Here is a 26,292-nt window from a genome sequence, read left to right as displayed (position 1 = left end):
AGCGGATGGTGAGATGCAATTTCTGTTTGATGGAGCTAGGTTAGCTGATCTTAGTATCTTCTGCCTCAAGAATTTGAGTTAATTTTGTTTTTGACTTTGGAATCGCCACAGTAAAGCGATCGCCATCATCACGTTCGGTATCAAAATTATAATTAAGGCATTAGTTGCTGTTGCCGGAATCAAGAAATTCGGCCCTATGTACTTAATCAATAGCGACAGCACAGCCGAAAGTACAAGCAATTTCATCACAAATCTTAGCTGATTTTCCATAAAAGTACGGCAATACACATTTTCCTGTGGGGTATACACGAATTAAAGCTGTTGCCTCTAGTTTCTACAATAGACCTACAGATACAAACCTTTACAATTCACGCTTCTCTCTATGAAGAGCAGGGGAGTAGGGGTGATGAGGGGGATGAGGGTGATGGGGAGAACTCCTGACAACTGACAACTGACAACTGACAACTAACTCAGCACTCAGCACTCAACACTATTGACTCCATGCAGTAATTCGTCTAATTCGATACAATTTATAGGCTGGGAGAGCCGAGGAGAACTAACAAGTGGTCTTATCAAAAGGCTTTGAGATTGAGATGTATACCGGGACGCCTCAAGGTGAAATCGTCGGTCTCTCTGACAAAATTGTCAGGGCTTTGGATGGATTTGTGCGCGAGCCAGATAGCCGCAATGTAGAATACATAACCAAACCATTCAGTAATTATGAAAAGCTTTTGTGCGCCTTGCTGCGTCCCCGACGAGATTTACGAAACTACCTGCAACGCTTGGGAGACTATACCCTAATTCCGGGCAGTACTCTTTCTTTAAGTGGGGGCGATCGCTTTTTCCGTTCCGATCCTACTAACCCGTATCACGACTATATTGAAAATACCTACGGCACAAAAGTAGTTACTGCCAGCGTTCACATCAACATTGGTATCAGCGATCCAGAACTACTCATGCGGGCTTGTCGCCTGATCCGCACAGAAGCACCTTTGTTTCTTGCCCTCAGCGCCTCATCTCCCTTCCTGAATGGTAAAACCACTGGCTATCACTCGACTCGGTGGGGAATCTTTCCACAAACACCAAGCCATGTGCCGTTATTTGAAAGTCATGCCCATCATATTGAATGGGTAGAAAATCAATTGGCTGCTGGCACAATGCAAAATGTGCGACATTTGTGGGCATCGGTGCGACCAAATGGCGATCGCCGTCCCTATGACCTCAATCGTCTAGAACTGCGAATTTGTGATTTGGTTACAGATCCAATCGCTTTACTAGCAATTACTGCCTTGCTAGAAGCACGGTTATTGCAGCTCATAGATAACCCCAACCTTGACCCGTTAACTCAAAGCAGTTTGTCTCCTGAAGAATTGATTAGCCTCACTGCTAGCAACGAAGCAGCTGCTGCGACTGCTAGCCTCGATGCTCAATTGCACCATTGGCAAGACGGCAGAGTTATTCTAGCCAGAGATTGGATTGCTGAAATGTACCAAGAAGTTTGGGCGATCGCCAAACAACAAGGCTTTAGCTGTTTCCTTTCTCCTCTACAGAAAATCCTCCGTGAAGGCAATGAAGCCCAACAATGGTTACAACTGCACACAGTCGGTTTTGACACTCAGCGGGTTATTACCCAAGCTATTGTTGCTACCCTAGAACGCGAAATGGAATTAGAAAATAAATTGTGTTCGTCCCTAGCGGCTTAGAACCACGTCTGGTGTCTTCATACAAATGGTAGAGTTTCCTGGAGACAACACAAATCCAGGAAACTACTGTGAGTCTATTTTTGAGAAAAAACAATATCGTTCGAATATTAAACAAAATACTCTCAAATATTGCCTTGGCGGAATCTATTTTTTCGTTTTAAAAATCTAATCGATAGTAACTATTTGACTATTATTAAAAAAACCTATAGATGACCTCTACCTTATGGTAGATTTGATTTTGATTTTATATCATTTTATACACACGACAAGTCATACGGACAATGCCCCAGGTAGTTTTAGTAAATCCGCAAATTCCACCCAACACAGGCAATATTGCACGTACATGTGCAGCTACAGGTACAGAGTTACATTTGGTGGGGCCTTTGGGATTTGAAATTAGCGATCGCTATCTCAAAAGAGCTGGTTTAGATTACTGGCCTTATGTCAAGCTGCACTACCACGAATCGTTAGAAGCCTTTAAAAACATACATCAAGCCCGTGGAGGCAGATGGCTTGGCTTTACTGTCAGGGGCAGCTTTAATTACGTCCGTTTCGAGTTTCAAGCTGATGACTGGTTACTTTTTGGCAGTGAAACCACTGGCTTACCACCAGAAATTTTGTCAATTTGTGATGCTACTCTTTATATTCCTATGGCACAACCTGGGGTTCGTAGTTTGAATCTTTCAGTCAGTGTGGCAGCCGGTTTGTTTGAAGCCCGTCGTCAGTTGGGTTATTTAGTATAATGATTATCAAAATATTTTACGGTATTTTTACTTATAAAAATCGAAAGTATTATTATAAAAACATTATCAATTCAAGTAAATAGCTTCCTTGTGATATAGATAACTTAGTTCGAGAATATACTTTAATTCCTCAAATAACCGTGTTTATAGTGAAAAATACTCACGCTTCAAAGTGTATTGATATAAGAAATTTGTATAGTAGATTCCAGGGTATAACTAAATTGAATGATAGATTTTCATGAATTAGAATTATCCTAGTTTGAGGAACAAAACCTGGTAAACCCAGTCTTATGACGCATTTGGGCTTTTTTGCATGAATCGGTATTTCTCAGGAGGACAAAAGTAGCTAGAAGTTTGTACGGTTGTTTTCTAGGGAATAATCAACGTAAAGTCTCGTGTTGGGAAGACTGATCAAGTAGAAAAACCTTGAAGATATCTACAGCAGGGGGCATCGCTTTTCCAGAAGCCGCAGCAGCTGAATTGCTGACAGCGACAATCAACCAGATAAACCTATTTTCTGGTCATCGCTAGTGAAGCAACAACAGGTGTCAAGAACTGCCAAAAGCAACATTTTCTAGGGTGTTGAGGAGTGGAGCGGACAAGTAAGCACAGCAATTTTTAAGTTTTGCTAACATCTGTGAACTTGTCTAAATCAGAGAAGCAGGTTAATCTTGCGTAAGTATCTCTGGTGGATGTGATCTTGAACCGTAGTTCGGTGTGATCAAAATAACTGGATAATATCGGACTGAAAAATCGAGATCAGTTAAGCGCTAGTGATCATAGGAGGTCGTCTTTGAAACGAGCATTGAAAAAAAGAGTAAAGGCTGTGCTGAAAAATACCCCCAGCAACGATGATGCCCCGCTAGAGCCACTAAATAATGTAGTTCATCCAAAGGTTAAGCGTCGGGGGCGGACAAGAGCTGCCATGATTGGCTTGGCAATCTCAATGGGAGCAACCAGCCTCTTAGTGACTCGGCAAAGCGATCAAGCCCAAGCAGCAGCGCCTGTAGGCAGCCAAAAGGCAGCCTCAGCTATTCCAGCTGCTCCTGACACAGAGGTGAAATTTGCTCCCACAAAGCTGAAGACTCAAGTAGTTTCGTCAGCAAGTTTGCCAGAAAACCCTGTCATAGTGGAACCTACAGCAATTTCACAGTTGCCTGGGCTTGAAGCTAAATTGCAAGTTGCGGCAAGTGGAATGCCAATACAAGTTCCGACATCAGAAACTTCTTCTAAAACAGCAGTTGATAAAAATTCTGTCAATCAGCAACCCCAATTGTTACAGGGATTGCAAACAGCCAAGCATCCAGAACAGACAGAACAAAAACTGTCTAGTGCTGATAGTGTTGCTGATGAGAAAACTGCATTCTTAAAAGCCCAACCACAAACACAAGCACAACAAACCACAGTCGCCAGCACTGAAGTTAATGCTCAGCTCAAGGCACAGCAAGAATTTGCCCTGAATAGCTTACAAGAAAAATCGAACCGTTTAAGAAAAAGTCTGGCACAGTCGCGGTCTGGGGAGTCGAAAAATTTACCAAAATCTGCCACTGAGTTGGCACAAGCAACAACAACACAAGATAAATTACCGCCAATAACTGCTAGTAGCACGGTAATAGAACAATCGCCAGTTGTCACCGACGCTAACAAAGCAACAGCACAACTAACGAGTGAGCCGATACAGCAACTAGCGACAACACCTGCACCAGCTAAGCCAAAAGTTGCTGCTTCATCGGGGACTGTAAGCTACGAAGTGAAGCCTGGAGATACACTAGCGGCGATCGCTAGCAGATACAATACTTCAGTTGCAGAACTAGTCAAGGCAAATAATCTCACCGACCCCAATCAACTGAAAATTAGTCAAAGACTAATAATTCCTGCTACTGTTGCTAAACCCAAAACTGTACCACAGACAGTAGCAGTGGTTAATCCCACCAGGATGCAGTCCAGCAATGATTCGGTGGTAGCCACTTTCCCTGTAAATACCCCTAGTGTTAGCCCGAATCTATCGGTGCCTTCACAATCAGTTTTGGCCGACAACAGCAGTATTGCTGTTCCGACACCAGAAGCTGCGGACAAGCAGATAGACACAAATACTGCCTTGTCTGACGAGAAGCCACCTAGTGTCTACACGCCAAATCAAGCCCCTGCCAACGTCAACACCAACGGTGTAGGCGGTGACACACCAGTACCAACAGCCATTGCCGAAATACAGCGGCCTAAAAAGCCTGAGCAGAAAGTTGCACTGGCTAAAGATGAACGTCTCCGCAGCTTACAAGCGGAAATCCAGAGATTACAGCAGAAATACCGCGCCCAGCAGTCCGGGAATGTAGTTGTGCCAGCAGCTACTGATACTGAAAGCAATAGTGCTGCCGTGCCGATTCCCGTTGCTAGTCCAAATAATTTAGCGGTATCTAGACCCGTTTCCAGAAGTAAGGATTTTGCAGTACCAATTCCTGTTCCTAGCCCGCTAACAGCTAGCTATAGCAATCAACCGAAGACTCAATTCCGTGCCATTCGCCCCATCAATGAGCCAATCAATCCAGAGTTCTTGCCTAATCAAGGTCAGTTACGGCAGACTCCTCGCAACACATCCGGCACTAAAATCGCAACACCTTCTTTAGGCGTCAATGCCTCTGATTCTCTAGGGAGGATGCGGGGAACTACCGTTAGTCCAAAAGTCTCGCTACCGCCTTTAGCAGCAGTAGATCAATATCTGCCCAAACCGATTGACGAGACTATACCACCTCCTTCAACATCCACTGTTGCTTACATTTGGCCTGCTAAGGGTGTACTCACCTCCGGCTTTGGTTGGCGCTGGGGAAGAATGCACAAAGGAATTGACGTTGCTAACGCTACTGGCACCCCAGTTTATGCATCAGCTGACGGGGTAGTAGAAAAGGCAGGCTGGAATAACGGTGGCTATGGCAACCTTGTAGATATCCGCCATCCTGATGGCAGTATGACTCGCTATGGTCATAACAGCAAGATTCTGGTAAAAGCAGGTCAGCAGGTGCATCAAGGAGAGACAATTGCTTTCATGGGTAGCACTGGTTACAGTACAGGCCCACACAGCCACTTTGAAATTCATCCATCAGGCAAGGGAGCAGTTAACCCAATAGCTATGCTACCTCCCCGCCTATAATTCTTGCTTGACTTGAACTCAAAATAATTACCTTATTTGTAAGAGGGGGCTAAGCTCCCTCTTTTTCTTTCAATTTTATTAATTTAGGATTTGGGATTTGGGATTTTGTGAGGCATCCTATAATGTTTACAGTGGACTAGACTCACCTTCTGCCTGCTGCCTCAAAACCTGTAACTTTTGTACTTCATGCCAACGAAAGCAGCTGTATGCAAGAAGTCTATATTTTGAGCTAAGTAACTTTAAGTAAATTAAATGTCATAATAACTAAATATTTTTATCTATCATAAGTAAAATTTATAAGTAAAATTTAACAGATACTTGCTTAACTCAGATTGTAGAAAAGTAAGTCATAGTAGAGCAAAATAAAACAATGAATAAAATTATTCCGTATAATCACTTAATAAAAATTAGTTTATGGATTAAAAGAAGTTGCTAAAATGATTCCTATAGAAGAAACGCCTAAAATTGTATTGTGGATTTTGATGAGGTAAAAAATATAGAAGCAAATTAGACATTCAAGATAGCGGGCTAAACAATGCAATTCTCAAAAGCCACAGAATGTCAAAAAGCGATATCTAAGGATAAACCGCACTGTATATACTCAGCGGATATTCCCCAGACTATGGAAGAAGTGAATCAAGCCTCCCTGCAAGAAGAAGACAGTTTTAGGAAAAGCTTGTTAAATAAAACTGCTGAAGAACAACAAGTAAGTGATCAAGGAAATGATTGCCATCAAGCAATCATGATTTTAAGTGGAGAACAACATACAAATTTGGTAGAAAAACCAAATTCCTTCCACATGTTTAAGCAAATGGGGTTACTTCAGCGGCTCACAAACCTCATCAACCAGCAATTAATTTACTTACCTCAATTATTAAACAAAATATTACAGGAAATTTGTGATGCCATTGATAGTGCTGAATTTTGTTTTATGGCATTAAATAATTCCCAAACTCAACAATTAGAATTAAATGCCAAAGCTGGAATAGAAGTAGACAAACTCTCATTACTCAATTTGAGTAGCAAAGTAGAATCAGGCTCAATGTCTTTTCCTGTACCTGCTCATATCAACTTAGCTTTACTAGATCAAGTTTTTGCCACAGGTATTTCACACTTATTCCAGGGTAGTGAGGAACTTGAAGAAAGTTTTGTTGTAGCCTGTCCAGTCTTCTCTCATCCCTATTTTTCCATGTTTTCTTATGTCACCCCTGCTTCCATGTATGGTGTAGCGATAGAGTCAGCACAAGCGGGACGGTTGGGAGTGCTAGTAATTGGTAACTGGGAAAATTCTTGTGCTTTTGATGTGACTTCACAAAAACTTTTGGATGCAGTTGTTGAAGTAGTAGCGATCGCTATCAATCATGTCAGAATAAATCAAGCTTTGCAAAAGCAAGAAGAACGCTTAGCTAAACAAACAGCAATTTTATTACAGCAAACTCAGGAACTAGAAAAAAAACAACACCAAATTCAGCTACAAAATTTACAACTATTAGAAGCAGCTAAGCTAAAATCAGAATTTTTATCTACCACCTCTCACGAACTTCGCACACCCTTAAATGTTATTCTAGGTTTATCACAAGTCTTGTTGCGTCAACGCCATTCCACCTTATCTGAGCAACAAACAGAGATGGTGCAACGCATTCTTAGTAATGGTAATCACCTGCTAGAAATGATTGACGATATGCTGTACTGTGCTACAGTCCAAGCTGGTTGTATATCATTACAAATAGAAAAATTTAATTTAGCTACTTTAGTATTGACAACTGTAGCCGAACACCACTCATTAGCAGAAGATAAAATCTTAAACTTGCGAGTAGATATCAATATTAATTATCCTTTTGTGGTAAATGATCGCACCCGTCTCAAACAAGTTTTGATCAAGCTATTGTTAAACGCCATTAAGTTTACAGAAACAGGCGGCATAGCAGTAAAATTATGGGAAACTTCTAATGGACAAATAGCGATCGCAGTTCAAGATAGCGGTGTTGGCATTGCTGAGTCTGACCTCGAATCTATTTTTGAGCAATTCCGCCAAGTTGATCAAACTACCACACGTAAATATAGCGGTATCGGATTGGGGCTAGCAATCACCAAATCATTAGTAGAAATGATGCAAGGCACAATCAGCGTTACCAGCAAGCTAGGGGAAGGTTCCACCTTTTACATAGAATTGCCGAGAAAAATTGAAGTTAGTTGCTAGTTGTCAGTTGTCAGTTGTCAGTGGTCAGTTGTTATTCTCCCCATCTCCCCTGCTCCCCTGCTCCCCATCTCCCCTGCTCCCCTACTCTTGCTTCCTCTGCGCTATCCTCAGCTTAGCAGAACGCGATCGCGGATTATTTGCAATTTCCTCTTCAGATGCAGTAATCGGCTTTTTTGTCAAGACTTGCAACAAAGGGGAATTTCGTAAACCATGTTTAACTAAACGGTCTTCCAGGCTGTGAAAACTAATAATTGTAATTCTGCCACCTGGAACTAAAGCCTTTGGTGCTTGTTCTAAGAAGGTTTCTAAAGACTTTAACTCATCGTTGACGACAATTCGCAGGGCTTGAAAAACACGCGTAGCAGGATGAATCCTACCATAACGGTATTTAGGAGGAACACAAGTGGCGATCGCATCAGCTAATTCTGTAGTCGTGTGCAACGGGCGTTTTTCGACGATGCGTCTGGCAATGCGCCTTGATAGTCTTTCTTCACCATATTTAAAGAAAATGTCTGCTAATTCCGCCTCATCCCATTCATTAATCACATCGGCTGCGGTTAGCGGCTGTCGCTTATCCATTCGCATATCCAGACTGGCTGTGTGGCGAAAGCTAAAACCCCGTTCTGGCTGGTCTAGATGGTAAGAACTTACCCCTAAATCGGCGAGGATACCGTCGAAAGTGTTGGGAGTAAACTTGTAGGCAGCAAAATTGCTGAGAATAAATTGTATGCGATCGCCATACTCAGCTAAATTTTTCTGCGCCGCCGCTAAAGCATCCTCATCTTGGTCAAGCGCTGTTAGTTGCACATCCGCAGCAGCTTCTAGTATGAGGCGACTGTGACCACCACCGCCCACCGTCGCATCCAAATAATGACCGCCAGGACGTACCGTCAGACCTTCAATCACCTCTCGACTCAAGACAGGAATATGGGAAAAGGTCACGGTTTCTAAATCTAGCGGTGTTTGTGAATCTGGTGTCATCGGTCAAAGGGAATAGAGAATAGGGAATAGGGGCAGCCTATGGTGCAGTGTAACGCCTTACCAAGGCTTACCGCCAATGGGCAGGGGTTCAGACTCATCAGTTTTGGGGTAGGAGGGTATAGATAAATTTTTACAAATTAGTTTGCTCTCTATTCCCCGTTCCCTATTCCCTGTTCCCTACCCCGAAGCAAATGAAAAAATTCCTACGCCTCAATTCCTTGCATATCAAGCTTCCATATAATAATTGAAGAAGTGAAACAAAATGCAACATCAAATCAAATCCCTTCGCTGCCACCCCATCTCCAACCTAATCCTGTATGGGCAATACATTTAGACACCTTTAGGGGGCCTCTATAAATATGTTGCTCTTACACCTTCAATTTTGGCAGACACGATAAATCGGGTCTGGTTGGCATCTACGCTGTTCAAGTCGAAATTTTCATAGGAGAACACGGAATTTATGGCAAGAATAGAAACCCGCACTGAACCTATGGTGCTAAATATGGGGCCTCACCATCCCTCCATGCACGGGGTTCTGCGGCTAATTGTTACTTTGGATGGCGAAGATGTCATTGATTGTGAACCGGTAATTGGCTATTTGCACCGAGGAATGGAAAAAATAGCTGAGAACCGCACTAATGTGATGTACGTCCCCTACGTCAGTCGGTGGGACTACGCAGCGGGAATGTTCAACGAAGCCGTCACTGTCAACGCGCCAGAAAAATTGGCAGGTGTAGCTGTTCCTAAACGTGCTAGCTACATTCGCGTCATCATGCTGGAATTGAACCGCATTGCTAACCACTTGCTGTGGTTTGGCCCATTCCTGGCTGACGTGGGTGCCCAAACTCCCTTCTTCTACCAGTTCCGGGAACGGGAGATGATTTACGATTTGTGGGAAGCCGCCACAGGTTACCGCATGGTGAACAACAACTACTTCCGCGTTGGTGGCGTTGCCGCTGATTTGCCCTATGGTTGGGTAGATAAGTGTTTGGAATTCTGCGACTACTTATTGCCTAAAATCGACGAATACGAACGCTTGGTTACTAATAACCCCATCTTCCGCCGTCGTGTTGAAGGCATTGGCACTATCACCCGCGAAGAAGCGCTGAACTGGGGGCTGTCTGGCCCGATGTTACGTGCTTCTGGGGTTAAGTGGGATTTACGGAAAGTTGACCATTACGAGTGCTACGACGATTTCGACTGGGAAGTGCAGTGGGAAACCGCCGGTGATTGCTTTGCCCGTTACGTCGTGCGGATGCGGGAAATGCGCGAATCTGTGAAGATTATTCGCCAAGCTATCAAAGGATTACCCGGAGGCCCCTACGAAAACCTCGAAGCTAAGCGTTTAGCTGCTGGCAAAAAATCAGAGTGGGATGCTTTTGATTATCAGTACATTGGTAAGAAAGTTTCCCCCACCTTTAAGATTCCCAAGGGTGAAATCTATTCCCGTGTGGAAAGCGGCAAAGGTGAACTAGGAATTTATCTGGTTGGTGATGATAACGTCTTCCCTTGGCGGTGGAAAATTCGCCCAGCAGATTTTAATAACCTCCAGATTCTTCCCAGTTTATTGCGGGGCATGAAAGTTGCAGATATTGTCGTGATTCTCGGCAGTATCGACGTGATTATGGGATCTGTAGACAGATAGCCAACACGAGTATGAAGGGTAAAGGATAAAGTAACTGTAATTTATTGTCTTTCGGCCTACCCTAGCTTACCGCGTCTATGGGAAGGCCTGACAGCGAACGGTAACAGTTTCGCCGAACATCTTTTATTCTTCATACTCTCGTTATAACTAAAAAACTAAAATAAATGTTAATTTTTCATTTTTTCTGATGAATTATGCTAACAAACTAGAGTTTGCAGCTTAAAATTTGGCATTTTAAATTAAGGAGGTAAATATAAATAAATCAAAGTTTGTAGTAACAGCTTTTGCAATGAGTGCTAGTGGCTCCAGCGCTCATTACTAACCATGACTACGCTTTATATTTAATTGTACTCAGCTATTTGCTTGGAAATTTTAAGCAAAATTTTATTCGATGCTGATCTTCTGACTGTTTTTCATATAACAAGATTTTTGATGATAAGTCTGATAAATTACTAGATAACTATGACGGTGTTTACTTAGCCATAATTGTAGAACTGTGCAAATTCATTCTCAATCGGAGTCTGACCCAAGCCCAAATGAGCATACTGAACAGGGTTTGCAAAGAGTGCTTAACCGCCTTGTGAGAACAACGCATCGGAATGCGTTAATCCAACAAACGACGGATCAACTTAGAGAGTCACTTCAGGTCGATCGCGTGGTTTTGTATTACTTCTATTGGCAGTGGCACGGGCAAGTAACTTTTGAATCCTTAATTAATAATAAATTTTCAATATTAGGTTCAATAGGAGAAGATGATTGTTTTAATGACCATTATGCTGCCCTGTATTTAGCTGGGCGAGTCAGAGCGATCGCTGATATTGAATCAGAACCAATCCAGCCTTGCCACCGAGATTTTCTCCGCAGCATCCAAGTCCGCGCCAACTTGGTAGCACCAATTTTGATACCTAGAGGATTGTGGGGATTATTAGTAGCTCATCAATGTCAAGAACCTCGCTCTTGGTCGCCATTAGATATAGAATTAATACAAACAGCAGCAATAACTCTAGCAACAGACAGTAACATCCGAGAGAGTTAGTTAAGGAAAAATAAGACTACTAAAAAGCTCATCTTTTTTTAAATATTTGACAATTCAAAATTTCATAGCATTTGCAAACATGATAATTATTGTTATCAGATTTACATTTTATTAACATAAATTAACATTGTTTATTTTTAAACATAATCTTGGCATTTTCGCTAACTGAAGGAGTATCCGCCATGAAGTTTGGTTATACAATCATCTGGGTTAACGATGTGGCTAAGACGGTAGAGTTTTACGAAAAAGCCTTTGGTTTAGTTCGTCGCACTCTCCGGGATACAGGTAAGTTTATCTGGGCTGAAATCGAAACTGGAGATACCACACTGGCTTTCTCCTCTATCAGCGAAGCAGAGACATTATTTCCAGGTGGTTTTTATGCCAATGACCCTACACAACCTCCGGCATTAATCCAAATATCATTTATTACTCCTGATGTTGGTACCGCTTATATGAAAGCATTAGGAGCAGGAGCAAAAGCCATAGATGCGCCGAAAGCCCAGCCTTGGGGACAAACAATTGCTCGTGTCCGCGATCCTAATGGTGTGCTAGTGTCGCTAGTGAGTGGATGAAAGTTTCACTGATGACTGATGACTGTCAAGAACGAACAGTTATGAGGGGATATTTTTTGTTTGGTAACTTATATCAGTTCTTTATAAGCTGCGCTAAGTAAAGCTTCAAGAATAAAGTCGTAAGAACTGAGAAAAGCAATAGCACCAATTGCACTCATTTATAGTTTGACCTAGTTTGGCGCAGCTTCACACAGAATTGGTATTAGTCTGGCAAGCTATAATTCATAACTCCTAACTCCTAACTCCTAACTTTCTTATGGATTCTAATGCAGCGCTGTGTACAGCCATAGCCCATCGCATTGCTGCTAGTCCTAAACGGCGAATTACTTTTGCCGAATACATGGACATGGTGTTATATCACCCAGAACATGGTTATTATTCCAGCAATGCAGTCAAGATTGGATTTAAGGGCAGTGATTTTTTCACATCTTCCAATCTCGGTGCTGACTTCGGTGAATTACTGGCAGAACAATTTGTCCAGATGTGGGAAATTTTAGGGCGACCTACCTCTTTTTCTCTAGTAGAAATGGGAGCAGGTCAAGGTCTATTAGCACTGCATATCCTCAACTACCATCAGCAGCACCACCCAGATTTTTTTGCCGCGCTGGAATATGTGATTGTGGAAAAGTCACCAGCATTAAAACAAGAACAGCAGCAACGCTTGCAGCAGTTCCCTGTGCGCTGGTGCAGTCTAGAGGAGATTCCTAGCAATGCAATAACAGGCTGCTTTTTTTCCAATGAATTAGTCGATGCCTTACCAGTCCATCAGTTCGTATTAGAGAAAGGCGAACTGCGAGAAATTTATGTGACAACGAGGGGAGATAAGGAAGATGAGACAGATGAGACAGATGAGGGAGTAATTTCTTCCTCTGCTCCCCTGCTCCCCCGCTCCCCTGCTCCTCCTAATTCCCCTTCCTCTCCACTATTTGTAGAATTGATAGGGGAACCTTCCACGCCACAACTGGTAGAATATTTCAATATAGTCGGAATTGATTTGACTCAAAGTTCCTATGCAGATGGTTATCGCAGCGAAATTAATTTAGCTGCTGTTGACTGGTTGAGTATAGTAGCAGACCGCTTGCAGCAGGGGTATGTGTTAACAATTGATTATGGCTACCCTGCCAGCCGTTATTATAATCCCAGGCGATCGCAAGGAACGCTACAGTGCTACTATCAACATCGCTACCACGACAACCCTTATATCAATATCGGGCATCAAGATATCACAGCCCATGTTGACTTTACTGCTTTGGAACAATGGGGTAAGCGGTGCGGTTTAGAGAAAGTTGGTTTTACGCAGCAAGGTGTATTTTTGATGGCATTGGGTTTAGGAAGTCGTATAGCTGCCCTTTCTCATCAAGAAATACCCATCTCTCAATTGCTGCAACGGCGTTCAGCACTACATCAGCTACTAGATCCCACAGGACTGGGTGGCTTTGGAGTCTTAATTCAAAGCAAAGGACTCAACGAGAAAGAAAAATCTCAAGCACTCAAAGGATTAACTGTGGGAGAGTAAAAGCAAATCTCAAAGGTTAAAACTCTCTTTAAGAATCCTGTATCGGTCTGATATGGACTAGCATTACATTGACTACTATCAAGACAAAAATAGTACGAAGGTAATAATTATGAATGCTCATGACCTATTTTTATTGGTGACATTACTTACTCCTGGTATCTTACTTTCAGTTCTAATTATGGTGACTTTTGCCGCAGGTGGCTGAACGGTGGAGTTAAGGAGTAAAAACTAGCAATTAGGGAGTAGGGACGTTGAGATTGAATCTTAAATAACTACTTCCTAGCAACTGGCAATTAAACGATGAAAACGCGATCGCGCTTACTAAAGGAACGTGAACAATGAAGGTGGCATTTCTGGGAACTGGACTGATGGGACTACCAATGGCTCAAAGATTATTAGCAGCAAATATAGAGGTAGTTGCCTATAATCGTACCCCAGAAAAATTAGCACCCCTACAAGCAGCTGGCGCCCAAATCGTCACACACCCCCGCTACGCAATTCGTGAAGCTGAGTGCATTATTCTCATGCTCACAAATGCCGCAGCCATTTATCATGTGTTGCTTTCAGATACTTCTTGGCGAACTCTAGAAGGACGCACCATTATCCAGATGGGGACAATTACCCCCACAGAAAGCCAAGAGATTAGAGATTCAGTGGTTGGGGGTGGGGGACAATATTTAGAAGCACCCGTGCTGGGTAGCATTCCAGAAGCAAAAAATGGCAAGCTGATTGTCATGGTGGGTGCTGAACCAAAGCAATATCAAAACCATTTACAGTTACTACAAAATTTCGGCCCAGAACCTTTGCTTGTAGGGCCAGTGGGGGCTGCGGCGGCGCTGAAGTTGGCACTAAATCAACTAATTGCTTCCCTAACAACTAGCTTTGCCCTGAGTCTAGCTTTTATCGAGCGTCAGGGGGTAGACGTGGATTTATTTATGCAAATCCTACGTGAAAGTTCATTGTACGCGCCTACCTTTGACAAAAAGCTGCAACGGATGTTGGATGGCAATTATGCCAATCCTAATTTCCCCACAAAACACTTGCTCAAAGATACAGATTTGTTTATTTCTGAAGCAAAATCTTTGGGTTTGGATCTCAGCAGTATTGAAGCCGTGCGGCAAATTTTGCACACAGCAATGAAAATGTCATTTGCTAATGATGATTACTCATCCTTATTTTCTGTCATTAAAGAATGGGGAGAATAGTGTTAGTCGAGTGCAGTTGCGATGGCATCTCCCAACTGTTTCAATGCTCTTTGTTTACGAAGCCGCATAATAGATATGCCCGCCATAGTAGCGGGCAATTATACTAAATTGAGTATCGACGATCAGGGCCTTTGTAGAGTGTCATCATTTCCAGAGTAGGTATGTTCTCAACTACATGAAACAACTGAAACTTACTATTGCCAAAAGTAAACAAGATAGTTTGGGTTTTTGGATATTTTTGTAAGATTGCAGCTGCTACATTAATTACAGAAGCAAGTGCGCTATCAGGAAATTCGACGACAACTCTGTTGCCTTTTTTGATTGTTATAGTCATATCATGTTAATACACTAAATTTGACATACACAAATACTAACCAACCCAAGAAGCCAAACAAAAATAGGACTGACGCAAAAAAGTTCTCAAACCTTCATTACTCCGTGTCCTCTGTGTCTCTGTGGTTCGTTATTCCGTAACCCATACGTTAAGTCCTGACTTTGTGACGGGCAGTTTGACGCCAGTTGCTTCAAGTCGGCAGAGGCACGGAGAATAAGAGTTTGGAAGATTGAATTTTTATTTTTCATCCTCATATTCAGCAACGCTAGATTTTTCATTAATTTTGGTGTATGCAGTTTATAACGACGACTTACAATTTTGGCAGAATTTCTGGTAACAACTGACCTGGTACTTTGGACAAAGCCAGATTTTGTCCTTGTATGCCTAATTCACTGTGGAAAGCCCGAATTGTTTTCACTATGTAAGTGAAAGTTGTTTGGTAAGCCTCTGGTTGTTGACTAAATCCTTTTAAGGCTTGCAAATGGTTATCTAGTGCTGCTTCGAGATGTTGCGATCGCATGACTTGATCGCCACTAAAAGAATTATCCGTTACTAGCTGATAATGGGCTAGCCCCAAGTTATTATGAGTAGCAAATAAATCAAAACTTAAAAGTTTACTGCTCAGAGAATGAGCCAAAGCAATGGCTTCTTCATAAGCAGCAATACATAACTTTAGCAACTTTTGCCGCACATCTTTAGTTGTTTGGGGTAAGTTAGCTAAATGCCAGTAAGCTGTACCAAGATTATTTTGTGTAGCGGCGCAAGCATTGGGAACAGTGGCTGGGGTGCGATATTTGAGGGCTTCGCGGTAGACTTCAATCGCTAGCCGCAGGTTTTGCACTGGTTGTTCGTATTGGGCAAGATTCCAGTAGGCAGTGCCGATATTATTTTGAATCATGCCATACTTGAGCGGTTCTTGTTGGGGGTTGTAGTGAACCAGGGCTTCATTGTAGGATGCGATCGCCTGTTTTAAATGCACAATTGGTTGATCGTATTGTGCCAAATGCCAATAAGCAGTACCTAAATTATTCTGGCAAGCAGCATACTTTAAGGCGTCCATTTCAACTGTACGATAGCGCAATGCTTCACTGTAAGCTAAAACTGCTTGCTGCCAATTTTCTGCTGGATTAGAAAAACGAGCTAAATCACCATAAGCTGTTCCCAGATTATTTTGTATTCTTGCATAAGTTTCTGGGTGGGTCTGTGGTGAAATTGACTTTAAAGCCAGCTGATAAAATTCAATTCCCTGTTCTATATAAGTTTGTCCTGATTCTGAATCCTGTGGTGTACGGTATAACATCCAGTAGAGTGTACCTAAATCATTTAAAATATCTGGTAATTGTGGTGAGGCTTCATCGTAAGCGATCGCTTCTTGGTAAGCAAGAATTGCCACCATCAGATTTTCTAAAGTTGACTGTCCTTGCTCAATGCGAAGGCGGTATAAATTTCCCAAATGATGATAAGCTGCTGCCAGTGCTGAGGCTGAGGCTTGCTGTGAATGCAATTCCTCAATTTCCCATAAAACTTGTTGCGGTTGCCAATCATCATCTGGTTCTTCAGCAATCTTAGTATTAATTGTTGCTATTACTAGCTCTGTTAACTCCTTGCTAACATGTGACAATGGTGGCCATGGGTTGTTATTCCCACTTGATCTACTAGCAGCATATTCCTGCTGTTGTAAACTACTCTGCAATAATTCTGAAGTAGTTGGTATAGTTTCTTGCGCTTTAAGAGTTTGATTTGCTGGTATTTCTGGTGGTAAGTTGAACTCATCCTCAAACTCTAGTTTTGTGGTAGCTGTACCTTGAAGTTCTGCTTCACTAACTGATTCCTCTAAAATAGATTGCTCAAGACTCCCTAAATCCAAACTTCTAGAACTGGAAAAACGTTCTGGATAATCTCCATTGTGTGTTGTCGGTGTGGGTTCTCCGGCAAACACAAACACACCAGTACGCCAACGCCAAAACTGTGGGGCTGATTGCTGAATGGCAGATAACCAAGGACGCGATACCCACAAAAGTAAGCTAGATTCAAGGAATCGGTTAGATTCTGGGCTAGAGAAATACTGCTCACTTAAGCGTAAATGGTGTAAAAATGAACGCTGTACTGCTACTGGTTGTTTGGTTAGCTGTTCTACACCTACAATCTGAAATACTGGTATTGGCAACGGTCGTCCAGGACTATCTTTTGATGCCCCTACAATTGGTGGTGGATAATTAGCTAACCATTGACTGATCTGAACTATAAGATTAGGCTCGCTCAAATTCAACCGCAAAGTCACTAATCGCGGATAGGCTGGAGTGCTAGTTGCCTGTCCATCTGATGGCTGATATAGTACTTGTCCAACTGGATAAGCCAAAGTAGAATGCAAACGAGCTGCTACTTGATTTCTCAAGTGTAAATCATCACACACCGCCAAAAATATCTGTCGTCGTAAGTCAAGACTTAGAGCGAGTTTCAGACGGTGATAGACTTGTCGATTCCAAGTGAAATTATTGGAGTGTGCAGTATCATTCACGCTCATGGCGGCTAAATAGCCAAGACATAGTTTACATCCCCTGATATCAATTTTGGATTTTAGATTTTGGATTTTGGATTGAAAGTCTTGATTACAAGGCTGTTCCAGAAATCTCAAATAATAGTCAGCTGTTACATATTGAACTTGCATATTTAATCATGTTGACTGTTGACTGTCATTGGTCAGCGGTCAACGACCGTTACAAGTGATTATGCAACTTAGATATGTTTTAGCTTTTCTACACCAATTTGGGATTACAGGGCGCATCTAAACATAACAATCTCACTATGACTATCATCAAGTGGATGTTACTTTACTCAGGATTTATTGAGCTTCTCAGGTTAAGCAGAAATAAAGTATATAATATTACTCTAATATTGTCATTTTAACAAAAAATGAAAAGCCAGGTTCCCAGCAAAATGGAAACCTGAAACACTAAAAAATTAAATTTTATTAAAAAATTTTATCTTCAGCTGAGATTGGAAACCGAGAAGGCAACAAAAATTAAGCCACCAACCAAAGCTGTGGCAGCAACTCCTATAAAAATATAGTTACGCTTTTCACTATCTGTAGGAGGTTCTGCTCGATAAACCTTTGGTTCTTTGGCAAAATTATTTAGAAGGCCGCCTTCTTCGTTTGTGTAGGGCATGAAGTAATTCCTTATTCCTTTTGTTTATTTATTGTTACACAAATCTTATACTATGCTCTCATACTATGGAACGAAATCGTTACATTTATGGGGATTGGGAATTGGGAATTGGTTTTTACTATTACCCATGACCCATTACCCATTACCCATTCCCCATTCCCTAACTAGTAATAGTTCCAGTGAGTGGTGAACTGGCACTTGCGTAGTCTTTGATAGGCATTCTGCCGGCAAGGTATGCTAGACGACCAGCGACTGTTGCCAAATTCATGGCATGAGCCATGACTGCGGGGTTTTGGGCAAGTGCGATCGCGCTATTAATTAATAAGGCATCTGCCCCTAATTCCATCGCCTGTGCTGCTTGTGAGGGCGAACCAATGCCAGCATCTACCACCACTGGGATACTGGCATTTTCAATAATAATCTTGATATTAGCAGTAGTTTTCAGCCCTTGCCCTGAACCAATAGGCGAAGCTAAAGGCATAACTGTCGCACAGCCCACATCTTCTAAGTGCTTAGCTAACATGGGGTCAGCATTGATGTAGGGCAACACTGCAAAACCTTCTTTTACAAGTTGTTCTGCGGCTTGCAATGTGCCAATGGGATCGGGCAATAAATATTTAGAATCTGGTATCACTTCTAGTTTGATGAAGTTGTTATCTTCTTGCCCTAATAATTTCGCCATTTCTCTTCCCAAACGGGCAACCCGAATCGCTTCTTCTGCGGTTTGACAACCTGCTGTATTCGGTAGCATCCAGATTTTTGTCCAATCAAGTGCTTCAGCTAAACCTTCGTGTCCGGCTGCTTTAGTTTGTACCCGCCGCACTGCCACCGTCACAATCTGGCAACCACTAGCCACTACACTTTGCTGCATTTCCTCAATGCTACGATATTTGCCTGTTCCCGTCATCAAGCGAGATTGAAAAGTTTTGCCGGCAATCACAAGTTGGGAGTCGGGAGTCGGGAGTCGGGAGTCGGGAATTGAGAGTGGCAAGTTCTCCACAGAGACAGCAGGGTGATGCCCGTTGGAGAAATTAGCAGAATGAGTCAGCATGGACGTGGAGGTAGATGGCTGAGTGTGGAAGCGGGAATAGTGGAAGTGGGAAAGTAAAGGATCGGATTTTTGTTCCCAAATCAAATCGGCAATCAAGGCTGCGGTTACAGGTGCAAGCAATATACCATTGCGGTAATGACCTGTAGCTAAGGTTAAATTTTTACAGTGGCTAGTGCCAAGGATAGGTAATTCATCAGGAGTAGCTGGGCGAAATCCCCACCAAAATTTCTGGATAGGATAATGCTCTAATGAGGGGTATAGGCGAATGGCTTGTTGGAGTAATGTTTGAATGCCTGCGGGGGTGTTGTGGGGTGTAAAATTAACATCTTCGCTAGTAGCCCCAATGATTATTTCACCATTTTGTCTGGGAACGATGTAAATATTCTGCCCATACAAAATCCGCATTAAAGGCAATTCTGACAAAGATTCCGGTACTCGCACGCTTAACATTTGCCCTTTTCGAGGACGCACTGGTAAAGGTAGTAATTCATTTGACCAAGCACCTGCGGCTAATACATAGTGACCAGCGCGAATTACTCCGGCATTGGTTTGCACACCTACTACTTGTCCCTGCTGCTGCAAAAATGCTTGTACTCGAATGCCGTCTTTGAGTTCAACACCAACAGACTCAGCCGCTGTCCAAAGTAAATTTGCTAATGCTTGATTGTCAACTTGTGCATCTTCTGGATACCACCAGCCACCAGCTACTGTTTCCCCCAATCCTGGCTGATATTGGTGAATTGCGGTTTTATCTAACCAATAAGCAGGTGATTGATAGGGAGATGGGGGGGATGAGGGAGATGAGGGGGATGTTATTTTCCTGACTTCCCCTGCTCCCCTGCTCCCCTGCTCCCCTGCTTTCTTCATCAATGGGTGCTAAAATCCCACAGGGCCAGTAACCACTATTCAAACCTGTCAAATCTTCTAATTTGCGCGTCCAGTCTGGATATAGAGAACGCGATCGCCAACACAACGCGCGCATTGCTTCATCTGTAATTTTCTCCGCATCTGGTGCTAACATGCCAGCAGCAGCATGAGTGGCAGCAGCCTGAAAATCACGGCAAAGCACGGTGACATTTGCCCCGCGCAGTTTCAGTTCAACGGCGATCGCTAAACCAATAACGCCGCCACCAATAATTAAAATTTCATTAGTCATTAGTCATTAGCCATTAAGAGCCACTGCGTTACTTTGTATACCAAAGTTGTAGCAAGTGGCGTTCATTAGCGATTTATTGTTAGCACATAACTAATAAATCATAACCAATAACTTATTACTAACGACTAGCAACCATTACCACAAAGCTCGAATCGGTTCATTGCCTTCATTTGTCTGGGGTGATGTGTCTGTTGATTGCACATCCGTAGTCTTGGAATCTGGTGTATTTTCAGTAGATGACGATGAATCATCGCCAGTGTTATTTTGAGCAACACTGGTTCTATTCTCAGTGGATCTGCTATTATCCTCAGTAGCGTTAGTTCTGTCTTCATTAGCGCTAGTTCTGTCTTCATTAGCGCTAGTTCTGTTTTCATTGCTGGTGTTGAGGTTATCTTGGGCAATGCTAGTTCTGCCTTCGCTTGCAGTATTATTACTCCTAGTCCTGCTGCCAGCAGAGCTATTAACATTGATATTAGCTGGGAGAACTTGTGATTTTCTGCCGTTGGGAGTGTTACTAGCACTTTGTTGTCCTCCCATGGGAAAATTGATGCCTAGCAACGTACCCAGCAAAATCGCTAAGCCTCCAGCCATTAAAACTAACGGTGTCCATCTACCCATTTTGTTTTGCTCCTTTGTAACCTAACCTTTTGGCTTCTATACTGTTTGAGAACCTTGACCCCAAAATCCATCGAATTTTGTCACTGTCACATCGCCTAGAACCTGAGTTTGGCAGGCTAAACGCAGGTTTCTTGTAGGAGAATGGGGAGGAAGCGATCGCCGCGTTTTGTCACGCCAATTCGCCGCAGAGACTTCACCTTCTACTTGGACGGCACAAGTACCACAACTGCCAATTCCTCGACAGTTTATTACCTTAGCACCGCCATTGTAGAGGTCAATACCATTTTGCAGCAAAATTTTTCGTAAATTGGCACCGCGATCGCACTCAATTGTTTTACCTTGAGCTAGTATCTTGGGCATTTTTAGATTACCAAACTGGCTTGTTGTATCTTGGCACATTGCCTTAAAAATTGTCTCGAAAGTCCCTGTCTTATGACCACAAATCCCACACCTCAAATTTGGCTCTATGACACCACGTTACGGGATGGCACTCAGCGCGAAGGGTTATCAGTTTCTATAGAAGACAAGTTACGTATTGCTCGCAGACTCGATCAACTAGGGATTCCCTTCATTGAGGGTGGTTGGCCTGGTGCCAACCCTAAGGATGTTCAGTTTTTCTGGCAACTCCAAGAAGATCCGCTAAAACTTGCAGAAATTGTGACTTTTTGTTCAACTCGACGCCCTAATACTACTGCCGCCGACGAACCGATGCTACAAGCAATTCTCGCTGCGGGCACTCGCTGGGTAACAATTTTTGGCAAATCTTGGGATTTACATGTCACCACAGGTCTGAAAACGACTTTAGAAGAAAATTTGGCAATGATCCGTGATACTGTCGAGTTTTTTTGCTCCCAAGGGCGTCGCGTGATTTACGATGCAGAACACTGGTTTGATGGTTACAAGCACAATCAAGATTATGCTTTGCAGACACTAGAGGCAGCCCTCAAAGCTGGTGCTGAATGGTTAGTCCTTTGTGATACAAATGGCGGCACATTACCCCACGAAGTTAGCCAAATCGTACAACATGTAGTGCAGGTGACTGGGGACTGGGTATCAGGGACTGGGTATCGGGGACTGGGTATCGGGGACTGGGTATCGGGGACTGGGAAAGAATCTACCCATTCACCAATTCCCAATTCCCAATTCCCAATTCCCAATTCCCCATTTCCAATTCCCCAAATCGGAATCCACACTCATAACGATTCAGATACTGCGGTAGCCAATGCCCTAGCTGCTGTGATGGCAGGGGCAAGGATGGTACAAGGTACAATCAATGGTTATGGTGAACGTTGTGGTAATGCTAACCTTTGCTCATTGATTCCCAATCTACAACTGAAGCTGGGTTACAGTTGTATCGGAGAACACCAGCTAAATCAACTTACAGAAGTTAGTCGCTTTGTGAGTGAGGTGGTAAACCTCGCTCCTGACGAACATGCCCCTTTTGTGGGACGTTCCGCATTTGCTCATAAAGGCGGTATTCATGTCTCAGCAGTGGAACGTAATCCTCTGACTTATGAACACATCAAACCAGAACAAGTGGGTAATCGTCGCCGCATCGTCATTTCTGAACAGTCTGGACTCAGTAATGTTTTAGCGAAAGCCCGTACTTTTGGCATTGAACTGGACAAGGAAACGCCAGAAGCTCGGCAAATTCTCCAGCGCCTCAAAGACTTGGAGAGTGAAGGATATCAATTTGAAGCAGCAGAGGCGAGTTTTGCCCTATTGATGTATGAAGCTTTGGGTGGGCGTCAAGAGTTCTTTGAAATCAAAGGCTTTCAAGTTCACTGTGACTTGGTTGAGGGCAAAGAAACTAACAACGCCTTAGCTACAGTCAAAGTAGCTGTCAACGGCAAGAATATTTTGGAAGCAGCCGAAGGTAACGGCCCAGTTGCAGCTTTGGATGCAGCGTTACGCAAGGCTTTAGTGAATTTTTATCCGCAAATCGGCACTTTTGAATTGACAGATTACAAAGTGCGGATTTTAGACGGTCATACGGGCACAGCAGCGAAAACCCGCGTGCTGGCAGAATCAGGCAATGGTTATCAACGCTGGACAACTGTAGGAGTTTCCACCAACATTCTGGCAGCCTCCTATCAAGCAGTTGTCGAAGGTTTGGAATATGGTTTGTTGTTACATTCCCAAGCGGAAGTAGCAGTAAAAGGGATTGGGGATTAGGGATTGGGAATTGGGAATTGGGAATTGGGAAGAATTTTTCCCCCAATCTCCCCTGCTCCATTGCTCAGTCCACAGTTCCTTATACTTGCCAATGCGAAACAGATGTTGATTGTCTCAAATCTTGCACCTGCCCAATTTACCGCCAAGAAATAAATTTCTTGGCTCAAAGCTGAGTTTGCGATTAGCTTACTAAAATAAATTTCATTCCGTTAAAACGGACTTTAGCTATAAGCCTTGAACTTAAGTTCAAGGCGTACTCAGGGTCAGATGCAAGATTTGTACCGACAAGCCCTACTCTTCTTCTTCAAAGACGCACTCTGCAAACGGGAACGTTAGAGAGTGAATGGGTTTAGCAGTCGCTTGGGTTGGGCTAACCCTACCAAGAGCGCTGCTTCACAGCTTCGCTCACGCAATTTCAGCCAAAATTTCCGAGAGATAGTACAGTTGTTCAGTAAAAATAACTAGATACGTAAGTAACGTTTTTATTGCGCCTCTTTTTATGGAAAACTTTCCCACGCTTGGGCGACCAATTGACTTAGCCAGCGTCTTTGTTGTCGATCTAGCAATGTGTCATCTGCCAGTACTTGAGCAGTTAATTCCTCTAAAGATTGTCCCTGAGAACGGACAATCTTAACAACTCCAGCGATCGCTGAGGCAACTAATTCTTCATCAATCGGCTGTTGTTGTAGGTCAAAAATTTCTTGGGGACTGCCTGGGATGGGATAATTCATGGCGTGGGTTTACAGAAATTCAAAATGAACAATAAATTTGAGAAACTCTTAAAAATTCTTTACTGAATCTTTACTCAACTAATAGGGCGGAGTTTACCGTAATTTCTCCCTTTTTAAAATCTGTCTTTGTGAGTAGATTGCTTGGAGATGTCAGCAAAACATGAAAGAAATACTATATTTAGAAGTTCCAATTCCAGATATTTCGGTTGTCCGCATCTGGCTACAAGCAGATTTTGAACCAGGAAATGGTCAAAAAATACTGACATCAGATGGCTTTCGTCTGAGAATATCTACTGAGGCTACAACTGCTGACGCGGCTATTTCCGAAAATTTACCGACAGAACTTTCTGTCTTTGTCTGGTCAGTGCAGCGCACCACTTATCTGAAAGTGTTCCGTTGGGGAAATCAACCCTTTCCTGGAGAAGCACAAATCCTACAACGCCTGACTAAGGAAATTAGAAAACGCTTTGGGCATAATTACCCAGAACCACCACAGATTGATTCTAGTCAATCGATTTTTGAGGCCCTAGCACCCTATTACCCGCTAACCGTTAAATATTTTCAAAAAATGCCTAACGGTGAATATGACCTCAAACGCGCCTATTGGTGGGAGCAAAGATGGCGCGAAGGAGTGCGTAATCCTCGGCAACCCCGCCAAGTTGTGTTTTCACAGAGCAGAGGAGCAGGGGAGCAGAGAAGCAGGGGAGCAGGGGGAGATGAGGAAGGCAGGAAAATAACATCCCCATCCCCCTCATCTCCCACCTACGACCTGATCTACATCGGTGGGGCATTAGGTGCAATCCATGCGGCAGTGATGGCTAAACTGGGATATAAAGTGCTATTGGTGGAGCGCTTGCCGTTTGGGCGAATGAATCGGGAATGGAATATTTCTCGTGATGAAATTCAAAGCTTAGTCAATCTGGGTTTGGTGACAACTGCTGAGTTGGAAACCGTGATTGGTAGAGAGTATAAAGATGGATTTAATAAGTTTTTTGATGGCAATAATCCACCCAAATTGCGATCGCCCATCTTACACACACCCACAGTCTTGAATTTAGCCTTAGAATCTGATAAATGGCTGCAACTGTGCGGACAAAAGTTGCAGGCGGCAGGTGGTGAAATCTGGGATGAAACAGAATTTATTCGTGCCGATATTAATAATACACAGGTTGTTGTTACTGTCAAGCATTTACCTAGTGGAAATGAGCAACAAGTCACTGGGCGACTATTAGTAGATGCAATGGGAACTGCTTCCCCAATAGCTTGGCAATTAAATGGTGGTCGTGCGTTTGATAGTGTATGTCCGACAGTGGGGGCGGTAATTGAAGGTGGATTTGAGCCAGGAGTTTGGGACTCTCAGTATGGAGACGTGCTTTACAGTCACGGCGATATTTCACGGGGAAGGCAGTTGATTTGGGAATTGTTTCCGGGAGTGGGTGAAGAACTGACAATTTATCTATTTCACTATCACCAAGTCAATGCTCAAAATCCCGGTTCCTTGCTGGAAATGTATGAAGACTTTTTCACAATTTTGCCAGAGTATCGCCGCTGCGATATGGATCAGTTGGTGTGGAAAAAGCCGACATTTGGATATATTCCGGGACATTTTAGTGTCAGCAGTAGCGATCGCACCGTTGCTTTTGATAGATTGATTGCGATCGGTGATGCTGCATCTCTTCAGTCTCCCCTCGTGTTCACAGGTTTTGGTTCTTTGGTTCGCAACTTAGAACGTTTAACAACATTATTAAATATTGCCCTCAAGCATGACTTGCTGAGTTTTGCAAACTTAAACCGCATTCGCGCTTACCAAAGCAATGTTGCGGTAACTTGGCTATTTTCCAAAGGCATGATGGTACCGACTGGGAAATTTATACCACCCCAACGGATTAATTCTATGCTCAATACCTTCTTTGGGCTGTTGGCAGACGAACCACCAGAGGTAGCAGATAACTTTATTAAAGATAGGTGTGATTGGTTAACCTTTAACCGTCTAGCACTCAAAGCAGCTCGCAAAAATCCTGCCTTACTTTTATGGATTTGGCAACTCGCTGGTTTCAAAGATTTGCTCAGGTGGCTAGGTAATTATTTTAACTTTGGTCGTCATGCCCTAGTTAGTGCCTTGCTAAGTGGATGGTTCCCGCGTTTATTGGTACGAATAGGCCCTTGGTTGGAACCCCGCTATCCGGCATTATGGTTGCGACTACTGGCTATTCGCTACGCTATCACAACAGGTAAGCCGCGATCGCCAAATCAGTTAACAACAGTCAACTCAGAAGCAATGATTCAAGAGTCAGTAGTCAGTGGTCAGTAGTCAGTG

At 43.1% G+C, this 26,292-nt stretch carries 21 protein-coding genes; 11 read left to right on the top strand and 10 right to left on the bottom strand.

Going from position 1 to position 26,292, the window contains the following annotated elements; all coding sequences use genetic code 11:
- Nucleotides 1–78: 78 nt before the first annotated feature.
- Complete coding sequence (locus I8748_RS12580; RefSeq protein WP_198124919.1) at nt 79–270, bottom strand: hypothetical protein; 192 nt, start codon at nt 268–270, stop codon at nt 79–81.
- 293 nt (nt 271–563) lie between these two features.
- On the opposite strand from I8748_RS12580, the gene gshA reads away from it, so the two are divergent.
- From gshA to I8748_RS12560, 4 genes are all read left to right on the top strand, one after another.
- The gene (gene gshA / locus I8748_RS12575) at nt 564–1,703 is read left to right on the top strand and encodes a glutamate--cysteine ligase (RefSeq protein ID WP_198124918.1); all 1,140 of its coding nucleotides are present in this window, start codon (nt 564–566) and stop codon (nt 1,701–1,703) included.
- 281 nt (nt 1,704–1,984) lie between these two features.
- The gene (locus I8748_RS12570; protein WP_198124917.1) at nt 1,985–2,446 is read left to right on the top strand and encodes a tRNA (cytidine(34)-2'-O)-methyltransferase; all 462 of its coding nucleotides are present in this window, start codon (nt 1,985–1,987) and stop codon (nt 2,444–2,446) included.
- An 826-nt stretch (nt 2,447–3,272) separates the two neighbouring features.
- The gene (locus I8748_RS12565) at nt 3,273–5,588 is read left to right on the top strand and encodes a peptidoglycan DD-metalloendopeptidase family protein (RefSeq protein ID WP_318781215.1); all 2,316 of its coding nucleotides are present in this window, start codon (nt 3,273–3,275) and stop codon (nt 5,586–5,588) included.
- A 535-nt stretch (nt 5,589–6,123) separates the two neighbouring features.
- A complete protein-coding gene (locus tag I8748_RS12560) occupies nt 6,124–7,788 on the top strand; it encodes a sensor histidine kinase (RefSeq protein WP_198124915.1) in 1,665 nt (554 codons plus the stop codon).
- Between the two features lie 81 nt (nt 7,789–7,869).
- Here the strand turns inward: I8748_RS12560 and rsmH are convergent, their stop codons facing one another.
- Nucleotides 7,870–8,769: a 16S rRNA (cytosine(1402)-N(4))-methyltransferase RsmH gene (rsmH, locus tag I8748_RS12555; protein WP_198124914.1), complete on the bottom strand. Its 900-nt coding sequence runs from the start codon at nt 8,767–8,769 to the stop codon at nt 7,870–7,872.
- A gap of 460 nt (nt 8,770–9,229) precedes the next feature.
- Here rsmH and I8748_RS12550 point away from each other — a divergent pair, with 460 nt between their 5' ends.
- The 5 genes from I8748_RS12550 (at nt 9,230) to I8748_RS12530 (ending at nt 14,743) form a co-directional block, all read left to right on the top strand.
- Nucleotides 9,230–10,414, top strand: a complete 1,185-nt coding sequence (locus tag I8748_RS12550) for an NAD(P)H-quinone oxidoreductase subunit H (protein WP_198124913.1) — start codon at nt 9,230–9,232, stop codon at nt 10,412–10,414.
- 496 nt (nt 10,415–10,910) lie between these two features.
- Nucleotides 10,911–11,450, top strand: coding sequence for a GAF domain-containing protein (locus tag I8748_RS12545; RefSeq protein ID WP_198124912.1), 540 nt, complete (start codon nt 10,911–10,913; stop codon nt 11,448–11,450).
- Between the two features lie 182 nt (nt 11,451–11,632).
- Nucleotides 11,633–12,022, top strand: coding sequence for a VOC family protein (locus tag I8748_RS12540; protein WP_198124911.1), 390 nt, complete (start codon nt 11,633–11,635; stop codon nt 12,020–12,022).
- A 256-nt stretch (nt 12,023–12,278) separates the two neighbouring features.
- The gene (locus I8748_RS12535) at nt 12,279–13,538 is read left to right on the top strand and encodes a class I SAM-dependent methyltransferase (RefSeq protein WP_198124910.1); all 1,260 of its coding nucleotides are present in this window, start codon (nt 12,279–12,281) and stop codon (nt 13,536–13,538) included.
- 338 nt (nt 13,539–13,876) lie between these two features.
- Nucleotides 13,877–14,743, top strand: a complete 867-nt coding sequence (locus I8748_RS12530) for an NAD(P)-dependent oxidoreductase (RefSeq protein ID WP_198124909.1) — start codon at nt 13,877–13,879, stop codon at nt 14,741–14,743.
- Between the two features lie 103 nt (nt 14,744–14,846).
- On the opposite strand, the gene I8748_RS12525 is transcribed toward I8748_RS12530, so the two are convergent.
- The 7 genes from I8748_RS12525 to I8748_RS12495 form a co-directional block, all read right to left on the bottom strand.
- Nucleotides 14,847–15,077, bottom strand: a complete 231-nt coding sequence (locus I8748_RS12525; protein ID WP_198124908.1) for a hypothetical protein — start codon at nt 15,075–15,077, stop codon at nt 14,847–14,849.
- Nucleotides 15,078–15,387: 310 nt separating this feature from the next.
- The gene (locus tag I8748_RS12520) at nt 15,388–17,601 is read right to left on the bottom strand and encodes a tetratricopeptide repeat protein (RefSeq protein ID WP_198124929.1); all 2,214 of its coding nucleotides are present in this window, start codon (nt 17,599–17,601) and stop codon (nt 15,388–15,390) included.
- Nucleotides 17,602–18,064: 463 nt separating this feature from the next.
- The gene (gene psb34 / locus I8748_RS12515; protein WP_198124907.1) at nt 18,065–18,244 is read right to left on the bottom strand and encodes a photosystem II assembly protein Psb34; all 180 of its coding nucleotides are present in this window, start codon (nt 18,242–18,244) and stop codon (nt 18,065–18,067) included.
- 160 nt (nt 18,245–18,404) lie between these two features.
- Complete coding sequence (locus I8748_RS36050) at nt 18,405–20,162, bottom strand: thiazole synthase (protein ID WP_198124906.1); 1,758 nt, start codon at nt 20,160–20,162, stop codon at nt 18,405–18,407.
- Nucleotides 20,044–20,451, bottom strand: coding sequence for an FAD-dependent oxidoreductase (locus tag I8748_RS36270; RefSeq protein ID WP_198124905.1), 408 nt, complete (start codon nt 20,449–20,451; stop codon nt 20,044–20,046). Before I8748_RS36270 ends, I8748_RS36050 begins: the two co-directional genes overlap by 119 nt.
- A 135-nt stretch (nt 20,452–20,586) precedes the next feature.
- On the bottom strand, nt 20,587–21,069 hold the full coding sequence (locus I8748_RS12500; protein ID WP_198124904.1) for a hypothetical protein: 483 nt from the start codon (nt 21,067–21,069) through the stop codon (nt 20,587–20,589).
- A 36-nt stretch (nt 21,070–21,105) separates the two neighbouring features.
- Nucleotides 21,106–21,429, bottom strand: coding sequence for a 2Fe-2S iron-sulfur cluster-binding protein (locus tag I8748_RS12495; protein ID WP_198124903.1), 324 nt, complete (start codon nt 21,427–21,429; stop codon nt 21,106–21,108).
- Nucleotides 21,430–21,501: 72 nt separating this feature from the next.
- Between I8748_RS12495 and cimA the strand changes: the two genes are divergently transcribed.
- Nucleotides 21,502–23,244 (top strand): citramalate synthase, encoded by a 1,743-nt coding sequence (cimA, locus tag I8748_RS12490; protein WP_198124902.1) that lies wholly within the window; start codon nt 21,502–21,504, stop codon nt 23,242–23,244.
- Nucleotides 23,245–23,741: 497 nt separating this feature from the next.
- Here the strand turns inward: cimA and I8748_RS12485 are convergent, their stop codons facing one another.
- Nucleotides 23,742–23,975 carry a hypothetical protein gene (locus tag I8748_RS12485; protein WP_198124901.1) on the bottom strand — a complete coding sequence of 78 codons (234 nt, stop codon included), beginning with the start codon at nt 23,973–23,975 and terminating at the stop codon, nt 23,742–23,744.
- Nucleotides 23,976–24,135: 160 nt separating this feature from the next.
- Here I8748_RS12485 and I8748_RS12480 point away from each other — a divergent pair, with 160 nt between their 5' ends.
- Nucleotides 24,136–26,286: an NAD(P)/FAD-dependent oxidoreductase gene (locus I8748_RS12480; RefSeq protein ID WP_198124900.1), complete on the top strand. Its 2,151-nt coding sequence runs from the start codon at nt 24,136–24,138 to the stop codon at nt 26,284–26,286.
- The last annotated feature ends 6 nt before the right edge of the window (nt 26,287–26,292 follow it).

Source organism: Amazonocrinis nigriterrae CENA67, from assembly GCF_016056305.1.
Lineage (GTDB): Bacteria > Cyanobacteriota > Cyanobacteriia > Cyanobacteriales > Nostocaceae > Amazonocrinis > Amazonocrinis nigriterrae.
This window is presented reverse-complemented; position numbering and strand designations above follow the sequence as displayed.

What these genes read in the sequence shown, in the direction of transcription:
- I8748_RS12485 (WP_198124901.1), bottom strand. Translation starts at nt 23,975, where the DNA reads ATGAATTATCCCATCCCAGGCAGTCCCCAAGAAATTTTTGACCTACAA.
- I8748_RS12535 (WP_198124910.1), top strand. Translation starts at nt 12,279, where the DNA reads ATGGATTCTAATGCAGCGCTGTGTACAGCCATAGCCCATCGCATTGCT.
- I8748_RS12580 (WP_198124919.1), bottom strand. Translation starts at nt 270, where the DNA reads ATGGAAAATCAGCTAAGATTTGTGATGAAATTGCTTGTACTTTCGGCT.
- I8748_RS12495 (WP_198124903.1), bottom strand. Translation starts at nt 21,429, where the DNA reads ATGCCCAAGATACTAGCTCAAGGTAAAACAATTGAGTGCGATCGCGGT.
- I8748_RS12560 (WP_198124915.1), top strand. Translation starts at nt 6,124, where the DNA reads ATGCAATTCTCAAAAGCCACAGAATGTCAAAAAGCGATATCTAAGGAT.
- I8748_RS36270 (WP_198124905.1), bottom strand. Translation starts at nt 20,451, where the DNA reads ATGACTAATGAAATTTTAATTATTGGTGGCGGCGTTATTGGTTTAGCG.
- I8748_RS12480 (WP_198124900.1), top strand. Translation starts at nt 24,136, where the DNA reads ATGAAAGAAATACTATATTTAGAAGTTCCAATTCCAGATATTTCGGTT.
- psb34 (WP_198124907.1), bottom strand. Translation starts at nt 18,244, where the DNA reads ATGCCCTACACAAACGAAGAAGGCGGCCTTCTAAATAATTTTGCCAAA.
- I8748_RS12525 (WP_198124908.1), bottom strand. Translation starts at nt 15,077, where the DNA reads ATGACTATAACAATCAAAAAAGGCAACAGAGTTGTCGTCGAATTTCCT.
- rsmH (WP_198124914.1), bottom strand. Translation starts at nt 8,769, where the DNA reads ATGACACCAGATTCACAAACACCGCTAGATTTAGAAACCGTGACCTTT.
- I8748_RS12530 (WP_198124909.1), top strand. Translation starts at nt 13,877, where the DNA reads ATGAAGGTGGCATTTCTGGGAACTGGACTGATGGGACTACCAATGGCT.
- I8748_RS36050 (WP_198124906.1), bottom strand. Translation starts at nt 20,162, where the DNA reads ATGAAGAAAGCAGGGGAGCAGGGGAGCAGGGGAGCAGGGGAAGTCAGG.
- I8748_RS12520 (WP_198124929.1), bottom strand. Translation starts at nt 17,601, where the DNA reads ATGAGCGTGAATGATACTGCACACTCCAATAATTTCACTTGGAATCGA.
- I8748_RS12550 (WP_198124913.1), top strand. Translation starts at nt 9,230, where the DNA reads ATGGCAAGAATAGAAACCCGCACTGAACCTATGGTGCTAAATATGGGG.
- I8748_RS12570 (WP_198124917.1), top strand. Translation starts at nt 1,985, where the DNA reads ATGCCCCAGGTAGTTTTAGTAAATCCGCAAATTCCACCCAACACAGGC.
- cimA (WP_198124902.1), top strand. Translation starts at nt 21,502, where the DNA reads ATGACCACAAATCCCACACCTCAAATTTGGCTCTATGACACCACGTTA.
- I8748_RS12500 (WP_198124904.1), bottom strand. Translation starts at nt 21,069, where the DNA reads ATGGGTAGATGGACACCGTTAGTTTTAATGGCTGGAGGCTTAGCGATT.
- I8748_RS12540 (WP_198124911.1), top strand. Translation starts at nt 11,633, where the DNA reads ATGAAGTTTGGTTATACAATCATCTGGGTTAACGATGTGGCTAAGACG.